Genomic DNA, 15,256 nt, shown 5'->3' with positions numbered 1-15,256 from the left:
CTGCGATGGAGGCAGGTACATGGCACTGGGCACTGTCAAGTGGTTCAACTCCGAGAAGGGCTTCGGCTTCATCGCCCAGGAGAACGGTGGTCCGGACGTGTTCGTCCACTACTCGGAGATCCAGGGCCAGGGGTTCCGCACCCTGGAGGAGAACCAGCGGGTCGAGTTCGAGATCGGCCAGGGCACCAAGGGTCCGCAGGCCCAGAACGTGCGCAAGGTCTGATCTTCCCTTCGTGACGGCAGGCCCCCGACCGCGTGCGGTCGGGGGCCTGCCGGGTGAAGAACCTGTGGCGGCAACGGTTTCCGGGTCCGCACCGGGGCGGTGCGGGCGTCCGGGCCCGGGGGCGCGGCCGGTCGGGCCGATCGCGGAGTCGTCGGCGGGACCGGCAGCGGGGCGCCGCCGTCCGGAGGGGTGGCCCTCCGGGGAGATCCGCGGGGTCTAGAAGCCGCGCTGGCGGGCTTCCCACTCCAGGCGCTGCATGACCCACTCCGTGGCGAGCGCCTGCGGCGACGTCTGCCGTTCGGCGGCCAGTTCCTTGAGCTGTTCGTTCGCCATGAGCTGGAGGCGGAGCTGGTAGACCTGCGCGTTGCCGAAGCTGTTGCCGGCCGTGGTCTCGGCGTCCACCGTCTCGGGCGCGAGCGCCGCCAGGTACGAGGTCAGCTCCTCGTCGGGCAGGGCTTCTTCCTGCTCCTTGCCGGGCGGGCGGTGGCGGCCGGACTTGTTGCGACCTAGCGATCCAAGAGGCACCGCGCCACGATAACGGTTGCGTTGCGGAACGCGGCAAACTGTGGCCTGGGTCACAGTTGTGTGCATGGAGAGGCCCCCGCGCCAGGGGGAGGAACGCGGGGGCCGGAGGGGATCTCCACAGGCGCTGACCGGGGGTGTGTCAGCAATTCGGATTGTTGCACGCGCACGTGGGCCTGGGGAGTGGGTTGACGCGAAATCTTCAGGGAGTCGACGGCTGGAACCCGCGCAGCCGCAGGCTGTTGGTCACCACGAAGACGCTGGAGAACGCCATCGCGGCACCCGCGAGCATGGGATTCAGCAATCCGAGGGCCGCCAACGGCAAACACATAACGTTGTAGGCGAACGCCCAGAAAAGATTTCCCTTGATGGTGCGCAGGGTCCGCCGGGACAGCCGGATCGCGTCCGCCGCCGCCCGCAGGTCGCCCCGGACCAGGGTCAGGTCGCCCGACTCGATCGCCACGTCCGCGCCGGTGCCCAGCGCCAACCCGAGGTCGGCGGTCGCCAGCGCGGGCGCGTCGTTCACGCCGTCGCCCACCATCGCCACCACCCGGCCCTCGGCCTGCAGCCGGCGCACCACGTCCACCTTCCCGGCCGGCAGCACGCCGGCGATCACCTCGTCGATCCCGACCTCGCCCGCGACCGCCTCGGCCACCACCTGGTGGTCGCCGGTCAGCAGCACCGGGTGCAACCCCAGCGCGCGCAGCTCGCGGACGGCCTCGGCGCTGGTCGGCTTCACCGCGTCGGTCACCGACAGCAGGCCCAGCGGCTCGTCGTCCACGGCGACCGCGACGACCGTGCGGCCCTTGCGCTGCTCCTGCGCCGCCAGTTCCGCCAGGGAGTCCGGCAGCGCCACCAAGCTGAGACGACCGGCCGTCACGCGGCGGCCGTCCAGGGTCGCCGTGACGCCCAGGCCCTCCCGGTTGGCGAACCCGGTCACGTCGGGCAGCCGGGGCACCTCGGCCCGCGCACCGCGCACCACGGCCGCACCGATGGGGTGCTCCGACCCCAGCTCCACGGCACCGGCGACGGACAGCAGCTCCGCGCGGGTCACGCCGTCCGCCGGCAGCACGTCCACCAGCTCCAGCCGGCCCGTGGTGACGGTGCCGGTCTTGTCCAGCACGACGGTGTCCACCCGGCGGGTCGACTCCAGCACCTCCGGGCCCTTCACCAGGATGCCGAGCTGCGCGCCCCGGCCGGTGCCGACCAGCAGCGCGGTCGGCGTGGCCAGGCCCAGCGCGCACGGGCACGCGATCACCAGCACCGCCACCGCCGCGGTGACCGCGAACTCCAGCGGGCGCCCGGCGAGCAGCCAGCCCGCGAGCGTGAGCACCGCGATGCCCAGCACCACCGGCACGAACACCGCCGAGATCCGGTCCGCGAGCCGCTGCACCTCGGCCTTGCCGGACTGCGCCCGCTCGACCAGCCGCGCCATCCGGGCCAGCTGGGTGTCCCGGCCGACCTCGGTCGCCTCGACCACGAGCCGGCCGCCCGCGTTGACCGTGCCGCCGACGACCCGGTCGCCCGGTCCGACCTCCTCCGGCACCGACTCGCCGGTCACCAACGACCGGTCCACGGCGGACGAACCGTCGACCACTAGGCCGTCCGTGGCGATCCGTTCACCCGGTCGTATGACGAATCGTTGGCCCACCTTGAGCCCGCTGATCGGGACGCGGGTCTCCACGCCGTCCGCGAGCACCGCCACGTCCTTCGCGCCCAGCTCCAGCATCGCCCGCAGCGCGGCACCCGCCCGGCGCTTCGAGCGGGCCTCCAACCAGCGCCCCAGCAGCAGGAACACCGTCACGCCGACGGCGACCTCCAGGTAGACGTCGCCGGTCGTGGACGCTCGCGGCACCAGGCTGAACGCGTGCGTCATGCCCAGTGCACCGGCCTCGCCGAACGTCAACGCGTAGAGCGACCACAGGTAGGCGACGATCACGCCCATCGACACCAGGGTGTCCATCGTGCTCGCGCCGTGCCGGGCGTTCACCGCCGCCGCCCGGTGGAACGGCCAGCCGCACACCCACACCACGGTGGACGCCAGCGCCAGCGCGAACCACTGCCAGCCGGGGAACTGCCACGCCGGGACCATGCTGAGCAGGACCACCGGCGCGCCCAGGCCGGCCGCGATCGCGACCCGCTCGCCGAGTTCGCCCGCGCGGTCCTGCTCGCCGCGCTCCGGACTGGCCTGGTAGCCGGCCGCCTCGACCGCCGAGACCAGGTCCGCCACCGCCGTGCCCGCCGGGTACTCGACGCTGGCCTTCTCGGTCGCGTAGTTGACCGAGGCGCGGACCCCGTCGAGCTTGTTGAGCTTGCGCTCGATCCGGTTCGCGCACGACGCGCACGTCATGCCGGTGATGGCCAGCTCGACGCGGCCGGCGGTCGGCGCGGGCATCAGCCGACCAGCTCGTAGCCCGCCTCGGTGACGGCTGCGCCGACCTCGGCCGGGGTCAGCTCGCGGGTGCTGGTCACGGTGACCGCGCCGGTCGCGAGCTGCACGTCGACGCCGGTCACGCCCGCCACCCCGGACAGCTCCTCGGTGACGGAGGCGGCGCAGTGGCCGCAGGTCATGCCGCTGACGGTGTAGGTGGTGGTGACGGACATGTGCCCCTCGTTCCTCTCGGCGCGATCACCACCGAGGATACCCCTAGGGGGTAGGGCTATCGTCCGGCGGGGTCTCCAGCGAGGTGATCTCGCCCTCCAGCCGCACGACCAGCTCCTCCAGGCCCGCCAACATGCCGTCCAGCTCGGTCATCTTGTCGTTCATCATCGCGTCGATGTCCGCCTCGATCGACGCCAGCGACAGGCTGCCGAACAGCAGCTGCGGGTCGACCGGCGGGACCGCGCGCGCCGGGCCGGCGGCGTCGTCGGCGGGGGTGTCGACGGCGGTCTCGGCGGGGGTGTCGACGGGGGCTTCCGCCCGCGCGCCGGCCGGCGTCCCGGGCTCAGGGTCGGGGTGCGACCCGGCGGCGGGCGCGGCGGCGGCGTCGGCGGCCGTGGCCTGCGGGGACTCGGCGGGCTGCGGACGGGAGTCCGGGTCGGTCATGGGTCCACCCTCTCGTTGTTCGCGGCAAGCACATCACGGGCTGCTTGACACCAGGTCGTTAACACGGAAAGTGACACTGCGTTGCCTTGGAATCACTCTGCGGGGGGCTGCGGCGGTTCGACGGGCTCGCTTAGCCTCGCGCCAACCTCAAGTCGGGGAGGCGTCATGAGCGGGTCCCTAGAAGTACGTCAGTTCCTGTGGAACCAGGACGACATCATGTCCAGGCCGGGCGGTGGGGTGCCCGCGCAGAGGACTGGTGAACCATCGCGGATCTCGGACGAACAGGTCCACCGCGCGCGGCTGTCCGTCGCCCGCGGCGCGACCAGCGCCGAGGACTGCCGACTGCTGCTCGACATGCTCGGGCTGTCACCGGGTGAGGACGGGGGCACGCCACCGGTCCAACGGTAGGAGAGCGCCACGCGGGCGACCCATCCGAGACGCGCACCCCGCGGAGGCGCGTCTCGGGTGGGCCGCCTCGGAACCTACCGAGCGGTCTGTTCCGGGGCAATCTCCGGGCAGGGGATCCGGGCGGCGCGGGTCCTTGCGCTGCGGCGCACAGGCGCGAAGGCTGGGCGGCGCAGCGACCGCACACCCAGCCCGGAGCCGTGATGCCGCAGCAACACCGCGCTCAGGTCACCCGTGAGGCGATCCTCCGGGCGGCGGCCGAGGAGTTCGACCGACTGGGGTACGAGGGCACGCCGCTGAGCGTGATCCTCGACCGCAGCGGTGTGACGAAGGGCGCGTTCTACTTCCACTTCACGTCCAAGCAGGCGCTGGCGTCCGCGATCGTCCAGGTCCAGGACGACGCCTGGCCGAGGCTGGCGCACGCGTGGCGGGATCGCGGGCTGGACCCGCTGCGGACCATGGTCGGGCTGTTCGACGAGGCCGTGGTGCTGCTGTCCCGGGACGTGGTGCTGCGCGCCGGCGTGCGGCTGGCCGCCGATCGTGAACTCGGCTACCCGGGCCTGGCGACGGCCCACCTGCGCTGGGAGAAGGTCCTGGCGGACCTGCTCGTCGCGGCCCGGGACGCGGGCCAGCTGCGGCCCGGCGTCGACCCGGGGTCGGCCGCCCGGGTGGTCACCGCCGCGGCGCTCGGGGCCCGGCTGATCTCCGCCGCGACGTCCCGCTGCGCGGACTACCCGGAGCGGATGCGGGAGATCTGGCGGTTTTTGCTGCCGGGGCTCACCACGGAGGAGTGGTGCGTCGCGTCGGTGCGGATGTTCGCCCCGCCAGACGTTTTATGACGGTGTCGCACAACGGCCGCCGTCGCCGTCGCGGCCGGAGAACCCCAGGTCCGGCCAGGTGGCGCGGTCGTGGCCCCGGTCGAACTCACTGCCGGTGACCGCGCGGTCCGGGCGAGGTCTCGGCAGGGGTGCGCCGGCGCGGCCGGCACCTCGTGGCGCGGGCCGAGGGGCCCGCGGGCCCTCCTGGCGGGTGGGGTGACGCCCGAGAGGTGCTCCGCGGGGCCGCCCGGGAGGCTCCGGACCGACCCCGGACGGGAAGGAATCGCAGGTCAACTACGTCGACCACCCCCCGTTTTGGAGTAGATGGCACCCGTGCCCTATGCTTACGATGCTTCCACCGGACAGCGTGGAGGGCCTGGGAAGAAAGTGGCCCGAGAGGCTGCTGGAGGAACCGGGTCCCCATCGTCTAGCGGCCTAGGACCCCGCCCTTTCAAGGCGGTAGCGCGGGTTCGAATCCCGTTGGGGGCACGTAGTAAAGCAAGGCCCAGTGGCGCAGTTGGTTAGCGCGTCGCCCTGTCACGGCGAAGGTCGCGGGTTCGAGTCCCGTCTGGGTCGCAAGGCTGTTCGGCTGCACGGCCGGGCCGCTACCTGGCCAGGTAGCTCAGTTGGTACGAGCGACCGCCTGAAAAGCGGTAGGTCGGCGGTTCGACCCCGCCCCTGGCCACCAGCTCACGGAAAAGCCGCACAAGGTTCCTTGTGCGGCTTTTCCGCATTTCACCGGTCGAATCGCAGGACCGCCAGCGCTTGGTCGTCGTGCACTTTCGACCGCCGCCACCGAACCCGTCGCGGGTCATTCGCCTCCGCTTCCCGGATCTGGTCCAGGACGGCTTCCGGTCCTTTCGCGAACGTGATGTCCAACACCGATCGCCAATCCGCGAAGAGTCCGTAGTCGTCCACGCCGCACGAGACGCCGTCGGTCGCCATCAGCACGGTGTGCACCTCGTCACGTCGCCACGACCGGCGGACCGCCCGGTGCGCGGCGGCCGGGTCGGCCTCGGCGACCCAGAACCCGCCTTCGCGGTTGCGCCAGTCGGTGATCCGGCCGACCTTCCCGCGCAGGTTGCGCAGCCGGTCGTCGGACACGACCTCGGTCTTCCCGCCGAACACGACCACCGGGCTGTCCGCGAGCACCAGCGCGTCGACGGTGTCGTCGGTCCAGCGCACGATCGAGACCGTGGACGACGGCGAGTCGCCCGGGGTCAGGCCGTGCTCGTCGGCCAGGCGGGCGATGGCGGCGGCCAGTTCGTCGGCCAGGTCGCCCCGCTGGTCGAGCGCGCGGAGCTGGGCGGCGAGGTGCGCGGAGTGCCAGCCGCCGTCGCGTTCGCGCGGGGTGGGCGAGGTCGCGCCGTCGAGGAGGACGACCGCGTTCGCCAGCACGACGATCCGGTCTTCGGTGGGCCTGGGTGCGCCGTCCGGGCCGACCCCGGCGCGCTCGGCGGTGGTGATCTCGGGCATCGACTCCGAGCCTAGCGTCAACGTGGGTTGACAACTTCGGGCTTGTCAACCAGAGTTGACGCCATGACGGAGGCAACCGAACTCGCCTCGGCGGCGGGCGACCAGGACCCCAGGGTCGGGCTGCGAGCGGTCAGCGCGTTGCGCCGGCTGCTCGAACAGCTCGAAGCGGTCCAGGTGCGCAACGCCCGCGTCCGGGGCTGGTCCTGGCAGGAGATCGCGGCCGAACTCGGTGTGAGCCGACAGGCCGTCCACAAGAAGCACGGGGGGAGTCGATGATCGGCGAACGGTTCACCAGGGATGCCCGGCAGGCCGTGCACGACGCGGTCAAGGAGGCGCAGAACGCGTCCGCCGGCGAGATCGGGCCGGAGCACCTGCTGCTCGCGCTGCTCGACACGCCGGTGCTCGCGACGTTCGACGTCTCGCGGGGTGACGTCGAGGCGGCGCTGCGCGACGCCCGGCGCAAGGGCGGGCTCAGCTCGGCCGACGCGGACGCGTTGCGCGGGCTCGGGATCGACGTCGACGAGATCGTCGCGTCGGTCGAGCGGTCCTTCGGCGAAGGCGCGCTGGCCACCGGCGCGAAGCGCAAGCGGTGGCCGTTCGGGGGGCACCTGCCGTTCAACGCGGCGGTCCGCCGGACGCTCGCGCGCAGCCTCGTCGAAGCCCGCGACCTCGGCCACGGGACCCTCGGCAAGGAGCACCTGGTGCTGGCGCTGCTGTCCGGGAAGGGGCTCGTGGCCGAGGTGCTGGAGGCGAACGGGGTGCACTACCCGGAGGTCAGGAAGCGGGTCGTGAACTCACCCAGGTGACCATCGGCAGGAACGCCTGGGTGAGCGGGCCGATGGCCAGCGCGTAGAGCACCGTGCCGACGCCGATCGTGCCGCCCAGCAGCCAGCCGGCGGCGAGCACGCTGAGTTCCACCACGGTGCGGACCAGGCGCAGCGACGTGCCGGTCCGGGCGCAGAAACCCGTGGTCAGGCCGTCGCGCGGGCCGGGCCCGAGGCGCGCGCCGATGTAGACGGCGGCGGCCAGGCCGTTGAGCACGATGCCCGTGATCAGGAACACGATGCGGACCACCAGGTCCGACGGGGTGGGCAGGAACGCGAGCGTCACGTCCACGGAGACGCCGATCAGGACGACGTTCGCGACCGTGCCCACGCCCGGTTTCTGTCTCAGCGGGATCCAGCAGAGCAGGACCAGTGCGCCGACTATCACGGTGATCGTGCCGAAGGTCAGGCCGGTGCGTTTGGCCAGGCCCTCGTGCAGCACGTCCCACGGGTCCAGACCGAGCGTCGCGCGGATCTGGAGCGCCATGCACATGCCGTAGAGCCAGAGGCCCGCGATGAGCTGCGGGATGCGGCGAACGGGTGACACGGAGACGGGGACCTGAGTCAGCGCTGCGAGCATGTGGGCCATCGTCCACCCGGATTGGCTTTGTTTTCCAGAGCCAAAGTTCAATAATTGGCCTTATGAACCATGACGTCCCACCAGGTGGACGTATATCCGGCTTCCGCCTGGCCCACCAGCTCGGCGAGTGGCGTCGCCGAGGTGCCCGCCAGGGCTCCGCGGACCTGGCCGCCGCGATCCGGATGCTCGTCCTGGACGGCCGGCTGCCCGCCGGCACCCGCCTGCCCGCCGAGCGCGAGATGGCCGACGCCCTCCCGGTCAGCCGGACCATGATCACCGCGGCCCTCGACCAGCTCCGCTCCGAGGGGCTGGTGGCCAGCAAGCGCGGTGCCGGCTCGTGGATCAGCCTGCCCACCGGGTCGCTCGGGATCGTCCCGGACACCCCGCTGGTCGGGCAGAGCATGGTCGACTTCGCCCGCGCCGCGCCGCCCGCCATCCCCGGCATGCTCGCCGCGTTCGACTCGGTCCGGCTGCGGCTGCCCGAGCACCTGGTGGACCACGGGTACTACGAGCACGGGCTGCCCGACCTGCGCCGGCGGATCGCCGCCCGGTACGAGGCGCGCGGGCTGCCGACCTCGCCGGACCAGATCGTGATCACCAGCGGGGCGCAGCACGCGCTGGCGCTGGCGCTGCGGCTGCTCACCGGCCCCGGCGACCGGGTGCTGGTGGAGCAGCCGAGCTACCCGAACGCGCTGGACGCGATCAAGGCCGTGTCCGCGATCCCGGTGCCGGTCGCGATGACCCCGACCGGGTGGGACCTGCCCGGCATCGCGGCGGCGTTGCGGCAGGCCGCGCCGCGCATGGCGTACCTGGTGCTGGACTTCCACAACCCGACCGCGCACCGGCTGGACGCGGCGGGCCGGGCGGAGCTGGCGGCCATCGCGCGGCGGGCGCGGACGCCGCTGGTGATCGACGAGACGGTGGCGGAACTGGACCTCGACGGCGACCCGCTGGACGGGCCGCCGCCGATGGCGTCGTTCGCGGAGGACCTGGTCGTCACGCTCGGGTCGGCTAGCAAGGCGTACTGGGGCGGGCTGCGGATCGGCTGGATCCGCGCGTCCCCCGAGGTGGTGCACCGGCTGGTGTCGACGCGGACCGCGCTGGACCTCGGGTCGGCGGTGGTCGAGCAGATGGTGCTGGCGGACCTGATGGCCGACCCGAACGCGGCGCTGGCCGGCCGGCGGGCGTTGCTCGGGACGCAGCGGGACGTGCTGATGGCGGGGTTGCGCGAGCACTGTCCACAGTGGCGGTTCCGGCGACCGGCGGGCGGCCTGAGCGTGTGGTGCGAGCTGGACGCGCCGATCAGCACCCGGGTCGCGGTCGTGGCCCAGAACCACGGCATCCGGCTGGCGCCGGGAGCCCGGTTCGGCGCGCACGGCGGGTTCGAGCGGTGGCTGCGACTGCCGTACGTGCTGCCGGCCGACGTGCTGCGCGAAGCCGTCCGCCGGCTGGGTCTCGTGGCGGCCTCCGTCAACGGCACCACCCTGACCGGCGAGGCCGACGCGACCATCCCCGTGGCCTGACCCGGTCGGCCTCGCGGAACCGCCGGCCGGGACCGTCCCCATCGGGCTCCGGCGCAGCCCCTCGATGGCCGGAGCCCGATGGTGGTTCGTGGACCTGCGGCGGGGACGTTCCAGGGAGGGCGTCCCCGGCCGCAGGTTCCCGTTCGACCCCGTGGGCACAGGGGCAGTGTGCCTACGGGATCGTGCCCGTTCCTGTCGGGGCGCGGTCGGCAGGAACGGGAAGAATTCGGTGTGCTGAAAGGAAATCGCGTCCGCGTCGGTGCGGGACCAGGCGGAGTGCGCGTGACCGGCGGCGGTGCCGCTTCAGGGCAGGGCGGTGCCGTGCGCCTCAGTCGGGCGAAGTGCTGGGCAGACCTTGGACGCTGCCCGCGGAACGGCCGTCCTCGCGTTGCTCCACCGACCACACGGTGGGCGGGGTCAGGCCGGACTGGCCGGTCGCGAAACCGATCACGCCGCCGCGCTGGCCGTTCGAGCTGTCGTGGCCGCAGGAGGACGCCGTGGTCGGCGCGGTGGGCGCCGGGGCCTGTTGAGGTGCCGGGGCGGCGGGCGCGGGTTCCGGGTTCTCCCAGTTCACCTGGGCCTCGGGGGCGGGTTCGGGAGCCGAGTCCGCCTGCGCCGGGGGTGGGGTGTGCTGCGGGGAGGCCGGGACCGGGGGTGCGCCGGGATCTGCGGTTCGACCGGTGCCGGCGGTTCCTGCCGGGCCGGCGGGGGGTCCGGGAGCTGTTCGGCCGCTTGGCGGGCCGCCGCCTTCGCGGCGACCTTCGCCTCGTACACCGGCTCGGGCAGGGTGTTGGTCACCGTGCCCGTCCTCGTCCCGGTGCGGCTCTCGGTGCCGCCGCTGAAACTGGTCGGTTCCTCCTCGGGCACCGCGGCGGTCACCGTCACCGGGGTGGTCAGGTCGACCGACTGCGCCGGGTCCACCGTCGGGGTCAACCCGCCGGGGGCGAGAGGTGCGAGAGCCGGCGCGTCGAGCGCGGTCGCGGCGAGGTGCCCGGTGAAGATCACGTTCGCCAGCTCCGCGGTCGCGGTGCGCTGTGGCTCGATCGCGATGTTCACCACGTCGAGCGTCATCGACGCCTCGTCCGAGTGGTTCTGGCCGTCAGCGGCTGCGGCACCCGTGCCGAGCAGCCAGGCTGTCGTGGCCAATCCGCCCACCGCCAGCGCCCGGAGCAGCAGCGATCCGGTGCGGCGCACCGCGTCGGAGCCTGCCACTGGAGATCACCACCGTTCCGGGGTACGGCGAACGGGACGGACCGTTCGAGGTCGACGTTCTGCCATGTTTAGCACTGGTCCGGGCAATTTCGAACGTTCTGGCACGGAACCCACCCGGAAGGGCGGTGTCGTGCGGCTGTCCGGGTCACCGCGCCCGTCCGTGAACACCGTCCGTCGTGTTCAGCGCATCGGGTGACCACAACGAGCGTCCGGTGTGGACAGCGGGCATTTTGTCCTTTGTGGACAGCTTCGACGTCATCTCGCTGCCGGAACTCGCCGAGTCCTGGCGCGCTCAAGAGCCCGACCTGACGGTGCACGACCCCGGCGGCCCGCGCGAGTGCCTGGTCCGTTCAGGTGAACTGCTGGTCCGATCGGACGGCGTTCCGACAGCCGTGGACCGGCTGCGCCGTTGGGTGGACCGGGTGGACGAAACGGCCGAACCGGAGTTCGCCCGGATCCGGTTGCGGCCGGGCGAGCAACCGGTGCGGATCGCGGCGGACAGCGGCTTGGACGTCGCGCCCAACCACGTGCACGTCGGCAGCCCCATCATGATCGGCACCGCCCGGCCGCTGCCGGTGCCCGCCGACGCGCCGCCCCCGCCGCCGGACGAGGACTGGGCCGTCACGGTCGCCGTGCTGGACACCGGGCTCGACCCGCACCCCTGGTTCGCCGGGCGGAGCTGGTTCTCCGCCGTGCCGGAGGTGCTCGACGCGGACGGGCGGCCGGGGCAGGACCGGCAGGCCGGGCACGGCACGTTCGTGACGGGTGTCCTGGTCCGGCACGCGCCGGGGGTCCGGGTGCGCGCGCACCGGGTGCTGTCGTCGCTCGGGCTGACCGACGACGTGACGGTCGCGCGCGGTCTGCGCGCGGTGCGCGGGGCGGACGTCGTGCTGCTCACGGCGGGCTGCCACACGTCCGACGACCGGTGCCCGCCCGTGCTGCGGCACGAGGTCCGGCGCGCGGGCGGGGTGGTCGTCGCGGCCGCGGGCAACGGCGGGACGTCACGTCCGGTGTGGCCGGCGGCGTTGCCGGAGGTGGTGGCGGTCGGGGCGGACGCGGCGTTCTCCAACCACGGTCCGTGGGTCGACGCCACCGCGCCCGGCGTGGACGTGACCAGCAGTTTCGTCCGGCTGACGGCGGGGTCGGGCGGACGTGGGCCGCAGCGGCGGGAGTACGGGTTCGCGCGGTGGAGCGGCACGTCGTTCGCCGCTCCGCGCGTCGCCGCCGACCTCGCCCGGCTCCTGCACGAGGGCGCGGCCCCGGCCGACGCCGTCCGCCGGGTCGCCGGGGCGCAGGCCGTGGCCGGCGGGAACGGCCCGCGCTGACCGCCGGGACGGCCGGGCGATGCGCCGGTCGATCGGCGGCCGTGCGGTCGGGGTGCGGTCGGAAGGGTGTTCAGGTCTGTCGTCGCCAACGGATCTCGAACACCCTTCGCCCGTCTAGCCTGCGCCCACGCAGACGAAGCCCAGGTCGCCGTGCGCCGCCTGGGCTCGCGCAAGCGTTTGCGCCGGGGTGTCCAGGTGGCGGTGCAGGTCGAGCATGAGCCCGACGACGCGATCGTCCGGCACCGGTCGCACGCTGGCGATCACCGTCCGGACGCCGCGCCGCGCCAGCGTGGTCGCCAGGCCGGAATCGCAGGCCGACAGGACGACCACCGAAGGCGCGTTCCCGAGGTGGTCGAAGTCGTAACCGTGCAGCGGGCCGTCGGCGAGTTCGAGGTGGGAGAACGACGGCAGGTCTGTTCGCCGGACGCCGTGCGCGGCGATGTGCACGACGTCCGCGCGGGCCATTCCGGACAACGCCGAAGTGGACGTGCTCGCCCATTCTCCGCCGTGCCGCGCGTGCAGCGCCGCGATTTCCCGGTCGGCGCAGCGGAGGTTCGGGCCGGCCACCCACAACCGGCGGTCGGTGGTGAGCGGTTTCCGGGACGCGGCCAGCCACTCGGTCGCGGACGGGGCGACGCAGACCGGGCGGCCTCGGGCGGCGGGCAGCGCGGCCCACGGGACCCGCTCCAGCTCCGCGCTGGGCACGATCACCAGTGGACGGTCGCCGGCCGGGGCCAGCAGCGCGTCGAGGTGGTCGAGGGCGACGCGGTTCTCCTTGAGCTCCAACGATTTCGCGTGCCGGGCCGCGAGCCGCGCGTCGCCGAGGTCGTGCAGGCGGAACCGGCCGGCGGTGGCGGACACCGCGACCAGCCGGCCCCGGTGGCTGACGAAGTCGAGCAGTGCCCCGTCCCCCAGCGCCTCCGCGAGTTCGTCCAGGCGCGCGGCCGGTCGGCGGGTGGTGCCGGCGGCCAGCGCGAGCCGGCGGACCTCGCGTTCCAGGGCGACGACCTGGGCGTGGTCGCCCCCGGTCCGGGCCGCTCGCAGGCGGGCCAACGGCTCGGCGGTCTCCGGGGTCGGGGCCGGTGCGCAGGTGCGCCGGCGCTCGGACCAGCGGACGACCGCGCGGGCGTCCCGGCCGGTCAGGGCGTGGTGCAGGGCGGTGTCGGCGAGTTCGGTGCCGGGCCACGTGTCGGGGGCGTGCAGGCGCAGGCCCGCGCGGCACGCCGCCGCGGCCGCGCGTCTGGTGCCGGCGGCGCGGGCGCGGGCCAGCCAGCCGATCGCGCGGGACCTCGGGGTGCCCCGGTGGCGGGGGATCCGGTGCGGCGCGGTGGCCAGGTGCAGTTCGGCGGCCTCGTCGTGGTGGCCCTGGTCGGCGCAGGTCCGGGCGGTCCTGGCGGGGGTGCCGGGCCGGCCCGCCTGGAGCGCGGCGGCCTGGGCGGCGGGGATCCACCGGGTGCGGCGCTGGGCGGTGAACAGGGCCTCCGCGTGGTCGGCGTAGCCGCGCGCGGCGCGGGAATCGTTGTCCCGCAACGCGCACCGGGCCGCGAGCAGCAGCGCCTCGGGCAGTCGGGAGCCGCGTTCGCACCTGGTCAGCAGGGCGATCGCGGGGTGCAGGACGTCCCGCGCCTCGCGGACCAGGCCGGTGTCGAGCAGGGCCTGGGCCCGGTCCACCAGGGCTTCCGGGCGGCTCGACGTGCGCAGGCCCTCGCGGGCGGCCTGCTCGTAGTGCCGCAGGGCGGTCGGGGTGCGGCCCGCGAGCATCGCCGCGAAACCCCTGTTGTGCAGGCACATCGCGGCCCGGACCGGTTCGTCCAGCTCGACCAGGAGGGTGTGCGCGGCGGTGAAGTCGGCGTCCGAGGCCAGCAGGTCCAGCGCGTGGGCGCGGGCGATGCCCCGGCCTGTCAGTGCGTTGGCCAGCCAGCGGCGGTCGCCGTGGCGGCGCAGCGCCCGGACCGCCTCGGTCAACTCGGCGACGGCCCGGCGCGGCGTGGACTGCTGGCACAGCAGGAGGCCGCGCAGGCACTGCGCCCTGGCCTGGGCGAGGCCCGTGAACGTGGTCGCGGCCAGGTGCCGGGCGCAGGTGCGCGGGTCGCCCCGGTCGAGCGCTATCCACGCGGCGGTGAGGTGCACCTCCGGGTCGGCGGCGGCGGCCAGGGCCTCGGCGGTGAGGTGGTGGGCGGCGCCCAGCCGGCCCTGTTCGACCAGGGCCAGGGCGCGTTCGTGGTGCGGCGCGGCGGTCATGCGACGAACCAGCGGGTCGTGACGTCCGGGCGGCCCTCGTGGCGCAGCACGAACCGGACCGGGCCGGGCGGCACGTGGTCGACGTGGAACCAGCCGGCCGGGTCGACCGGGGTGGTGCGCGAGCCGCCCGGCCAGGCGGTCACGGCGTGCGTGCCGGTGCGGGCCAGGCCGGTGACGTGCAGGCCGGTCGAGGTGGGTTCCAGGCGCAGTTCCAGTTCGGTGAAGCGCAGCGTGCGGACCCGGCCGGAGCCGCGCATCCCGGTGTCGGCGGTGTGCGCGGAGTCGGTGACCAGTCGGGTCGGCAGGGCCGCGATGCGCTCGGCGAGCGCGCTGCGGGCGCGGGCGGTCAGGGTGCGCGGCAGCGGGTCGCGGCGGTCGAGCAGGTCGGCGAGCGCGGCCAGCAGCGTCCGGTCGTTCACCGGACCACCTCCATCCGGGCCAGGCGGCGGCGCAGCACCTCGATGCAGCGGCCCCGGGTGGGGCCCAGGCTGTTCGACGGGATGCCCACGGCCTCCGCCATCTGCCGGAACGGCATCTCCGGGGCGAACGCGAACAGGTGCAGGATCTGCCGGCAGCGCTCGGTGAGCGTGGTGTACGCGCGCCACAGGTGCGAGTCGGTGTCGAAGTCGACCACCAGGTCCTCCGGGGTCGGCTCCTCGTCCACCGAGTCCCACAGGTCGACCGGTTGTTCCCGGCCACGCAGGCGGAGCACGGCCAGCGACTCGCGGCGGGCGGTCGTGGTCAGCCACGAGCTCAGCCGCTCCGGGCGGCGGATCGCGGTCAGGTTCTCGGCGAGGATCAGCCAGACGGCCTGGTTGACGTCGGCCGCGTCGTCCGGGCTCAGCCGGTGCGAACGGGCCACCGCCCACACCAGGCGGATGTGCCGGTCGATGATCTCCTGCCACGCGTGCTGGTCGCCCCGGTGGGCGCGGGCCAGCAGGTCGGCGTTGTCTTCCGGGTTGGGGATTTGATCTTGCATGCCGATGTGAGGGACCCTCGGCGCGGCCGGATCCCGGTGCCGCCCGAAGGTGTGGTTCGCGGAACGACCTCCCGGACCCGCG

Annotated in this window: 18 protein-coding genes and 3 tRNA genes; 10 read left to right on the top strand and 11 right to left on the bottom strand. The window is 73.8% G+C overall.

Annotated features, from left to right (window positions below):
* Positions 1-19 precede the first annotated feature (19 nt).
* Entirely contained in the window at positions 20-223 is a 204-nt protein-coding gene (locus tag AC0HI0_RS32765; RefSeq protein WP_015105489.1) for a cold-shock protein, read from the top strand.
* 216 nt (positions 224-439) lie between these two features.
* On the opposite strand, the gene AC0HI0_RS32760 is transcribed toward AC0HI0_RS32765, so the two are convergent.
* The 4 genes from AC0HI0_RS32760 to AC0HI0_RS32745 all read right to left on the bottom strand — a co-directional run bounded on the left by AC0HI0_RS32760 (position 440) and on the right by AC0HI0_RS32745 (position 3,791).
* A complete protein-coding gene (locus AC0HI0_RS32760; protein ID WP_480927336.1) occupies positions 440-748 on the bottom strand; it encodes a hypothetical protein in 309 nt (102 codons plus the stop codon).
* 199 nt (positions 749-947) lie between these two features.
* Complete coding sequence (locus AC0HI0_RS32755; protein WP_480927335.1) at positions 948-3,140, bottom strand: heavy metal translocating P-type ATPase; 2,193 nt, start codon at positions 3,138-3,140, stop codon at positions 948-950.
* On the bottom strand, positions 3,140-3,349 hold the full coding sequence (locus AC0HI0_RS32750; RefSeq protein WP_480927334.1) for a heavy-metal-associated domain-containing protein: 210 nt from the start codon (positions 3,347-3,349) through the stop codon (positions 3,140-3,142). The genes AC0HI0_RS32755 and AC0HI0_RS32750 overlap by 1 nt, the downstream gene beginning before the upstream one ends.
* Before the next feature lie 43 nt (positions 3,350-3,392).
* On the bottom strand, positions 3,393-3,791 hold the full coding sequence (locus AC0HI0_RS32745) for a hypothetical protein (protein WP_480927333.1): 399 nt from the start codon (positions 3,789-3,791) through the stop codon (positions 3,393-3,395).
* A 165-nt stretch (positions 3,792-3,956) separates the two neighbouring features.
* On the opposite strand from AC0HI0_RS32745, the gene AC0HI0_RS32740 reads away from it, so the two are divergent.
* The 5 genes from AC0HI0_RS32740 to AC0HI0_RS32720 all read left to right on the top strand — a co-directional run bounded on the left by AC0HI0_RS32740 (position 3,957) and on the right by AC0HI0_RS32720 (position 5,702).
* A complete protein-coding gene (locus AC0HI0_RS32740; RefSeq protein ID WP_360941108.1) occupies positions 3,957-4,199 on the top strand; it encodes a hypothetical protein in 243 nt (80 codons plus the stop codon).
* Between the two features lie 200 nt (positions 4,200-4,399).
* The gene (locus AC0HI0_RS32735; RefSeq protein ID WP_480927332.1) at positions 4,400-5,035 is read left to right on the top strand and encodes a ScbR family autoregulator-binding transcription factor; all 636 of its coding nucleotides are present in this window, start codon (positions 4,400-4,402) and stop codon (positions 5,033-5,035) included.
* A 395-nt stretch (positions 5,036-5,430) separates the two neighbouring features.
* Positions 5,431-5,503 (top strand) — tRNA-Glu (locus AC0HI0_RS32730).
* Between the two features lie 13 nt (positions 5,504-5,516).
* Positions 5,517-5,590: transfer RNA gene (locus AC0HI0_RS32725), tRNA-Asp, on the top strand.
* Positions 5,591-5,625: 35 nt separating this feature from the next.
* Positions 5,626-5,702: transfer RNA gene (locus AC0HI0_RS32720), tRNA-Phe, on the top strand.
* Between the two features lie 47 nt (positions 5,703-5,749).
* Here AC0HI0_RS32720 and AC0HI0_RS32715 read toward each other — a convergent pair.
* Positions 5,750-6,490, bottom strand: coding sequence for a protein phosphatase 2C domain-containing protein (locus AC0HI0_RS32715; RefSeq protein ID WP_480927331.1), 741 nt, complete (start codon positions 6,488-6,490; stop codon positions 5,750-5,752).
* A 63-nt stretch (positions 6,491-6,553) separates the two neighbouring features.
* On the opposite strand from AC0HI0_RS32715, the gene AC0HI0_RS32710 reads away from it, so the two are divergent.
* Both AC0HI0_RS32710 and AC0HI0_RS32705 read left to right on the top strand, forming a co-directional pair.
* A complete protein-coding gene (locus AC0HI0_RS32710) occupies positions 6,554-6,766 on the top strand; it encodes a helix-turn-helix domain-containing protein (protein ID WP_041315643.1) in 213 nt (70 codons plus the stop codon).
* Entirely contained in the window at positions 6,763-7,296 is a 534-nt protein-coding gene (locus AC0HI0_RS32705) for a Clp protease N-terminal domain-containing protein (protein ID WP_480927330.1), read from the top strand. The genes AC0HI0_RS32710 and AC0HI0_RS32705 overlap by 4 nt, the downstream gene beginning before the upstream one ends.
* On the opposite strand, the gene yczE is transcribed toward AC0HI0_RS32705, so the two are convergent.
* Complete coding sequence (gene yczE, locus AC0HI0_RS32700) at positions 7,265-7,903, bottom strand: membrane protein YczE (RefSeq protein WP_480927329.1); 639 nt, start codon at positions 7,901-7,903, stop codon at positions 7,265-7,267. The two genes, AC0HI0_RS32705 and yczE, sit on opposite strands and share 32 nt — an antisense overlap.
* 53 nt (positions 7,904-7,956) lie before the next feature.
* On the opposite strand from yczE, the gene yczR reads away from it, so the two are divergent.
* Positions 7,957-9,417 carry a MocR-like transcription factor YczR gene (gene yczR / locus AC0HI0_RS32695; RefSeq protein WP_480927328.1) on the top strand — a complete coding sequence of 487 codons (1,461 nt, stop codon included), beginning with the start codon at positions 7,957-7,959 and terminating at the stop codon, positions 9,415-9,417.
* A gap of 328 nt (positions 9,418-9,745) precedes the next feature.
* Here the strand turns inward: yczR and AC0HI0_RS32690 are convergent, their stop codons facing one another.
* A complete protein-coding gene (locus AC0HI0_RS32690; RefSeq protein WP_480927327.1) occupies positions 9,746-9,991 on the bottom strand; it encodes a hypothetical protein in 246 nt (81 codons plus the stop codon).
* Positions 9,988-10,629 (bottom strand): hypothetical protein, encoded by a 642-nt coding sequence (locus AC0HI0_RS32685; RefSeq protein ID WP_480927326.1) that lies wholly within the window; start codon positions 10,627-10,629, stop codon positions 9,988-9,990. Before AC0HI0_RS32685 ends, AC0HI0_RS32690 begins: the two co-directional genes overlap by 4 nt.
* Before the next feature lie 239 nt (positions 10,630-10,868).
* Between AC0HI0_RS32685 and AC0HI0_RS32680 the strand changes: the two genes are divergently transcribed.
* A complete protein-coding gene (locus tag AC0HI0_RS32680) occupies positions 10,869-11,954 on the top strand; it encodes a S8 family peptidase (RefSeq protein WP_480927325.1) in 1,086 nt (361 codons plus the stop codon).
* Between the two features lie 114 nt (positions 11,955-12,068).
* Here AC0HI0_RS32680 and AC0HI0_RS32675 read toward each other — a convergent pair whose 3' ends face one another.
* The 3 genes from AC0HI0_RS32675 to AC0HI0_RS32665 are packed head-to-tail and all read right to left on the bottom strand — an operon-like array spanning position 12,069 to position 15,174.
* Complete coding sequence (locus AC0HI0_RS32675; RefSeq protein WP_480927324.1) at positions 12,069-14,195, bottom strand: CHAT domain-containing protein; 2,127 nt, start codon at positions 14,193-14,195, stop codon at positions 12,069-12,071.
* Positions 14,192-14,614, bottom strand: coding sequence for a hypothetical protein (locus AC0HI0_RS32670; RefSeq protein ID WP_480927323.1), 423 nt, complete (start codon positions 14,612-14,614; stop codon positions 14,192-14,194). The genes AC0HI0_RS32675 and AC0HI0_RS32670 overlap by 4 nt, the downstream gene beginning before the upstream one ends.
* The gene (locus AC0HI0_RS32665; protein WP_480927322.1) at positions 14,611-15,174 is read right to left on the bottom strand and encodes an RNA polymerase sigma factor; all 564 of its coding nucleotides are present in this window, start codon (positions 15,172-15,174) and stop codon (positions 14,611-14,613) included. The genes AC0HI0_RS32670 and AC0HI0_RS32665 overlap by 4 nt, the downstream gene beginning before the upstream one ends.
* Between the last annotated feature and the right edge of the window lie 82 nt (positions 15,175-15,256).

It is taken from the genome of Saccharothrix sp. NBAS 001 (genome assembly GCF_056640475.1).
This window is presented reverse-complemented; position numbering and strand designations above follow the sequence as displayed.

Excerpts from the sequence above, each read along its gene's own strand:
- AC0HI0_RS32740 (WP_360941108.1), top strand. The coding sequence starts at position 3,957 with ATGAGCGGGTCCCTAGAAGTACGTCAGTTCCTGTGGAACCAGGACGAC.
- AC0HI0_RS32675 (WP_480927324.1), bottom strand. The coding sequence starts at position 14,195 with ATGACCGCCGCGCCGCACCACGAACGCGCCCTGGCCCTGGTCGAACAG.
- AC0HI0_RS32750 (WP_480927334.1), bottom strand. The coding sequence starts at position 3,349 with ATGTCCGTCACCACCACCTACACCGTCAGCGGCATGACCTGCGGCCAC.
- AC0HI0_RS32745 (WP_480927333.1), bottom strand. The coding sequence starts at position 3,791 with ATGACCGACCCGGACTCCCGTCCGCAGCCCGCCGAGTCCCCGCAGGCC.
- AC0HI0_RS32710 (WP_041315643.1), top strand. The coding sequence starts at position 6,554 with ATGACGGAGGCAACCGAACTCGCCTCGGCGGCGGGCGACCAGGACCCC.
- yczE (WP_480927329.1), bottom strand. The coding sequence starts at position 7,903 with ATGGCCCACATGCTCGCAGCGCTGACTCAGGTCCCCGTCTCCGTGTCA.
- AC0HI0_RS32665 (WP_480927322.1), bottom strand. The coding sequence starts at position 15,174 with ATGCAAGATCAAATCCCCAACCCGGAAGACAACGCCGACCTGCTGGCC.
- AC0HI0_RS32755 (WP_480927335.1), bottom strand. The coding sequence starts at position 3,140 with ATGCCCGCGCCGACCGCCGGCCGCGTCGAGCTGGCCATCACCGGCATG.
- AC0HI0_RS32715 (WP_480927331.1), bottom strand. The coding sequence starts at position 6,490 with ATGCCCGAGATCACCACCGCCGAGCGCGCCGGGGTCGGCCCGGACGGC.
- AC0HI0_RS32765 (WP_015105489.1), top strand. The coding sequence starts at position 20 with ATGGCACTGGGCACTGTCAAGTGGTTCAACTCCGAGAAGGGCTTCGGC.
- yczR (WP_480927328.1), top strand. The coding sequence starts at position 7,957 with ATGAACCATGACGTCCCACCAGGTGGACGTATATCCGGCTTCCGCCTG.
- AC0HI0_RS32735 (WP_480927332.1), top strand. The coding sequence starts at position 4,400 with ATGCCGCAGCAACACCGCGCTCAGGTCACCCGTGAGGCGATCCTCCGG.
- AC0HI0_RS32705 (WP_480927330.1), top strand. The coding sequence starts at position 6,763 with ATGATCGGCGAACGGTTCACCAGGGATGCCCGGCAGGCCGTGCACGAC.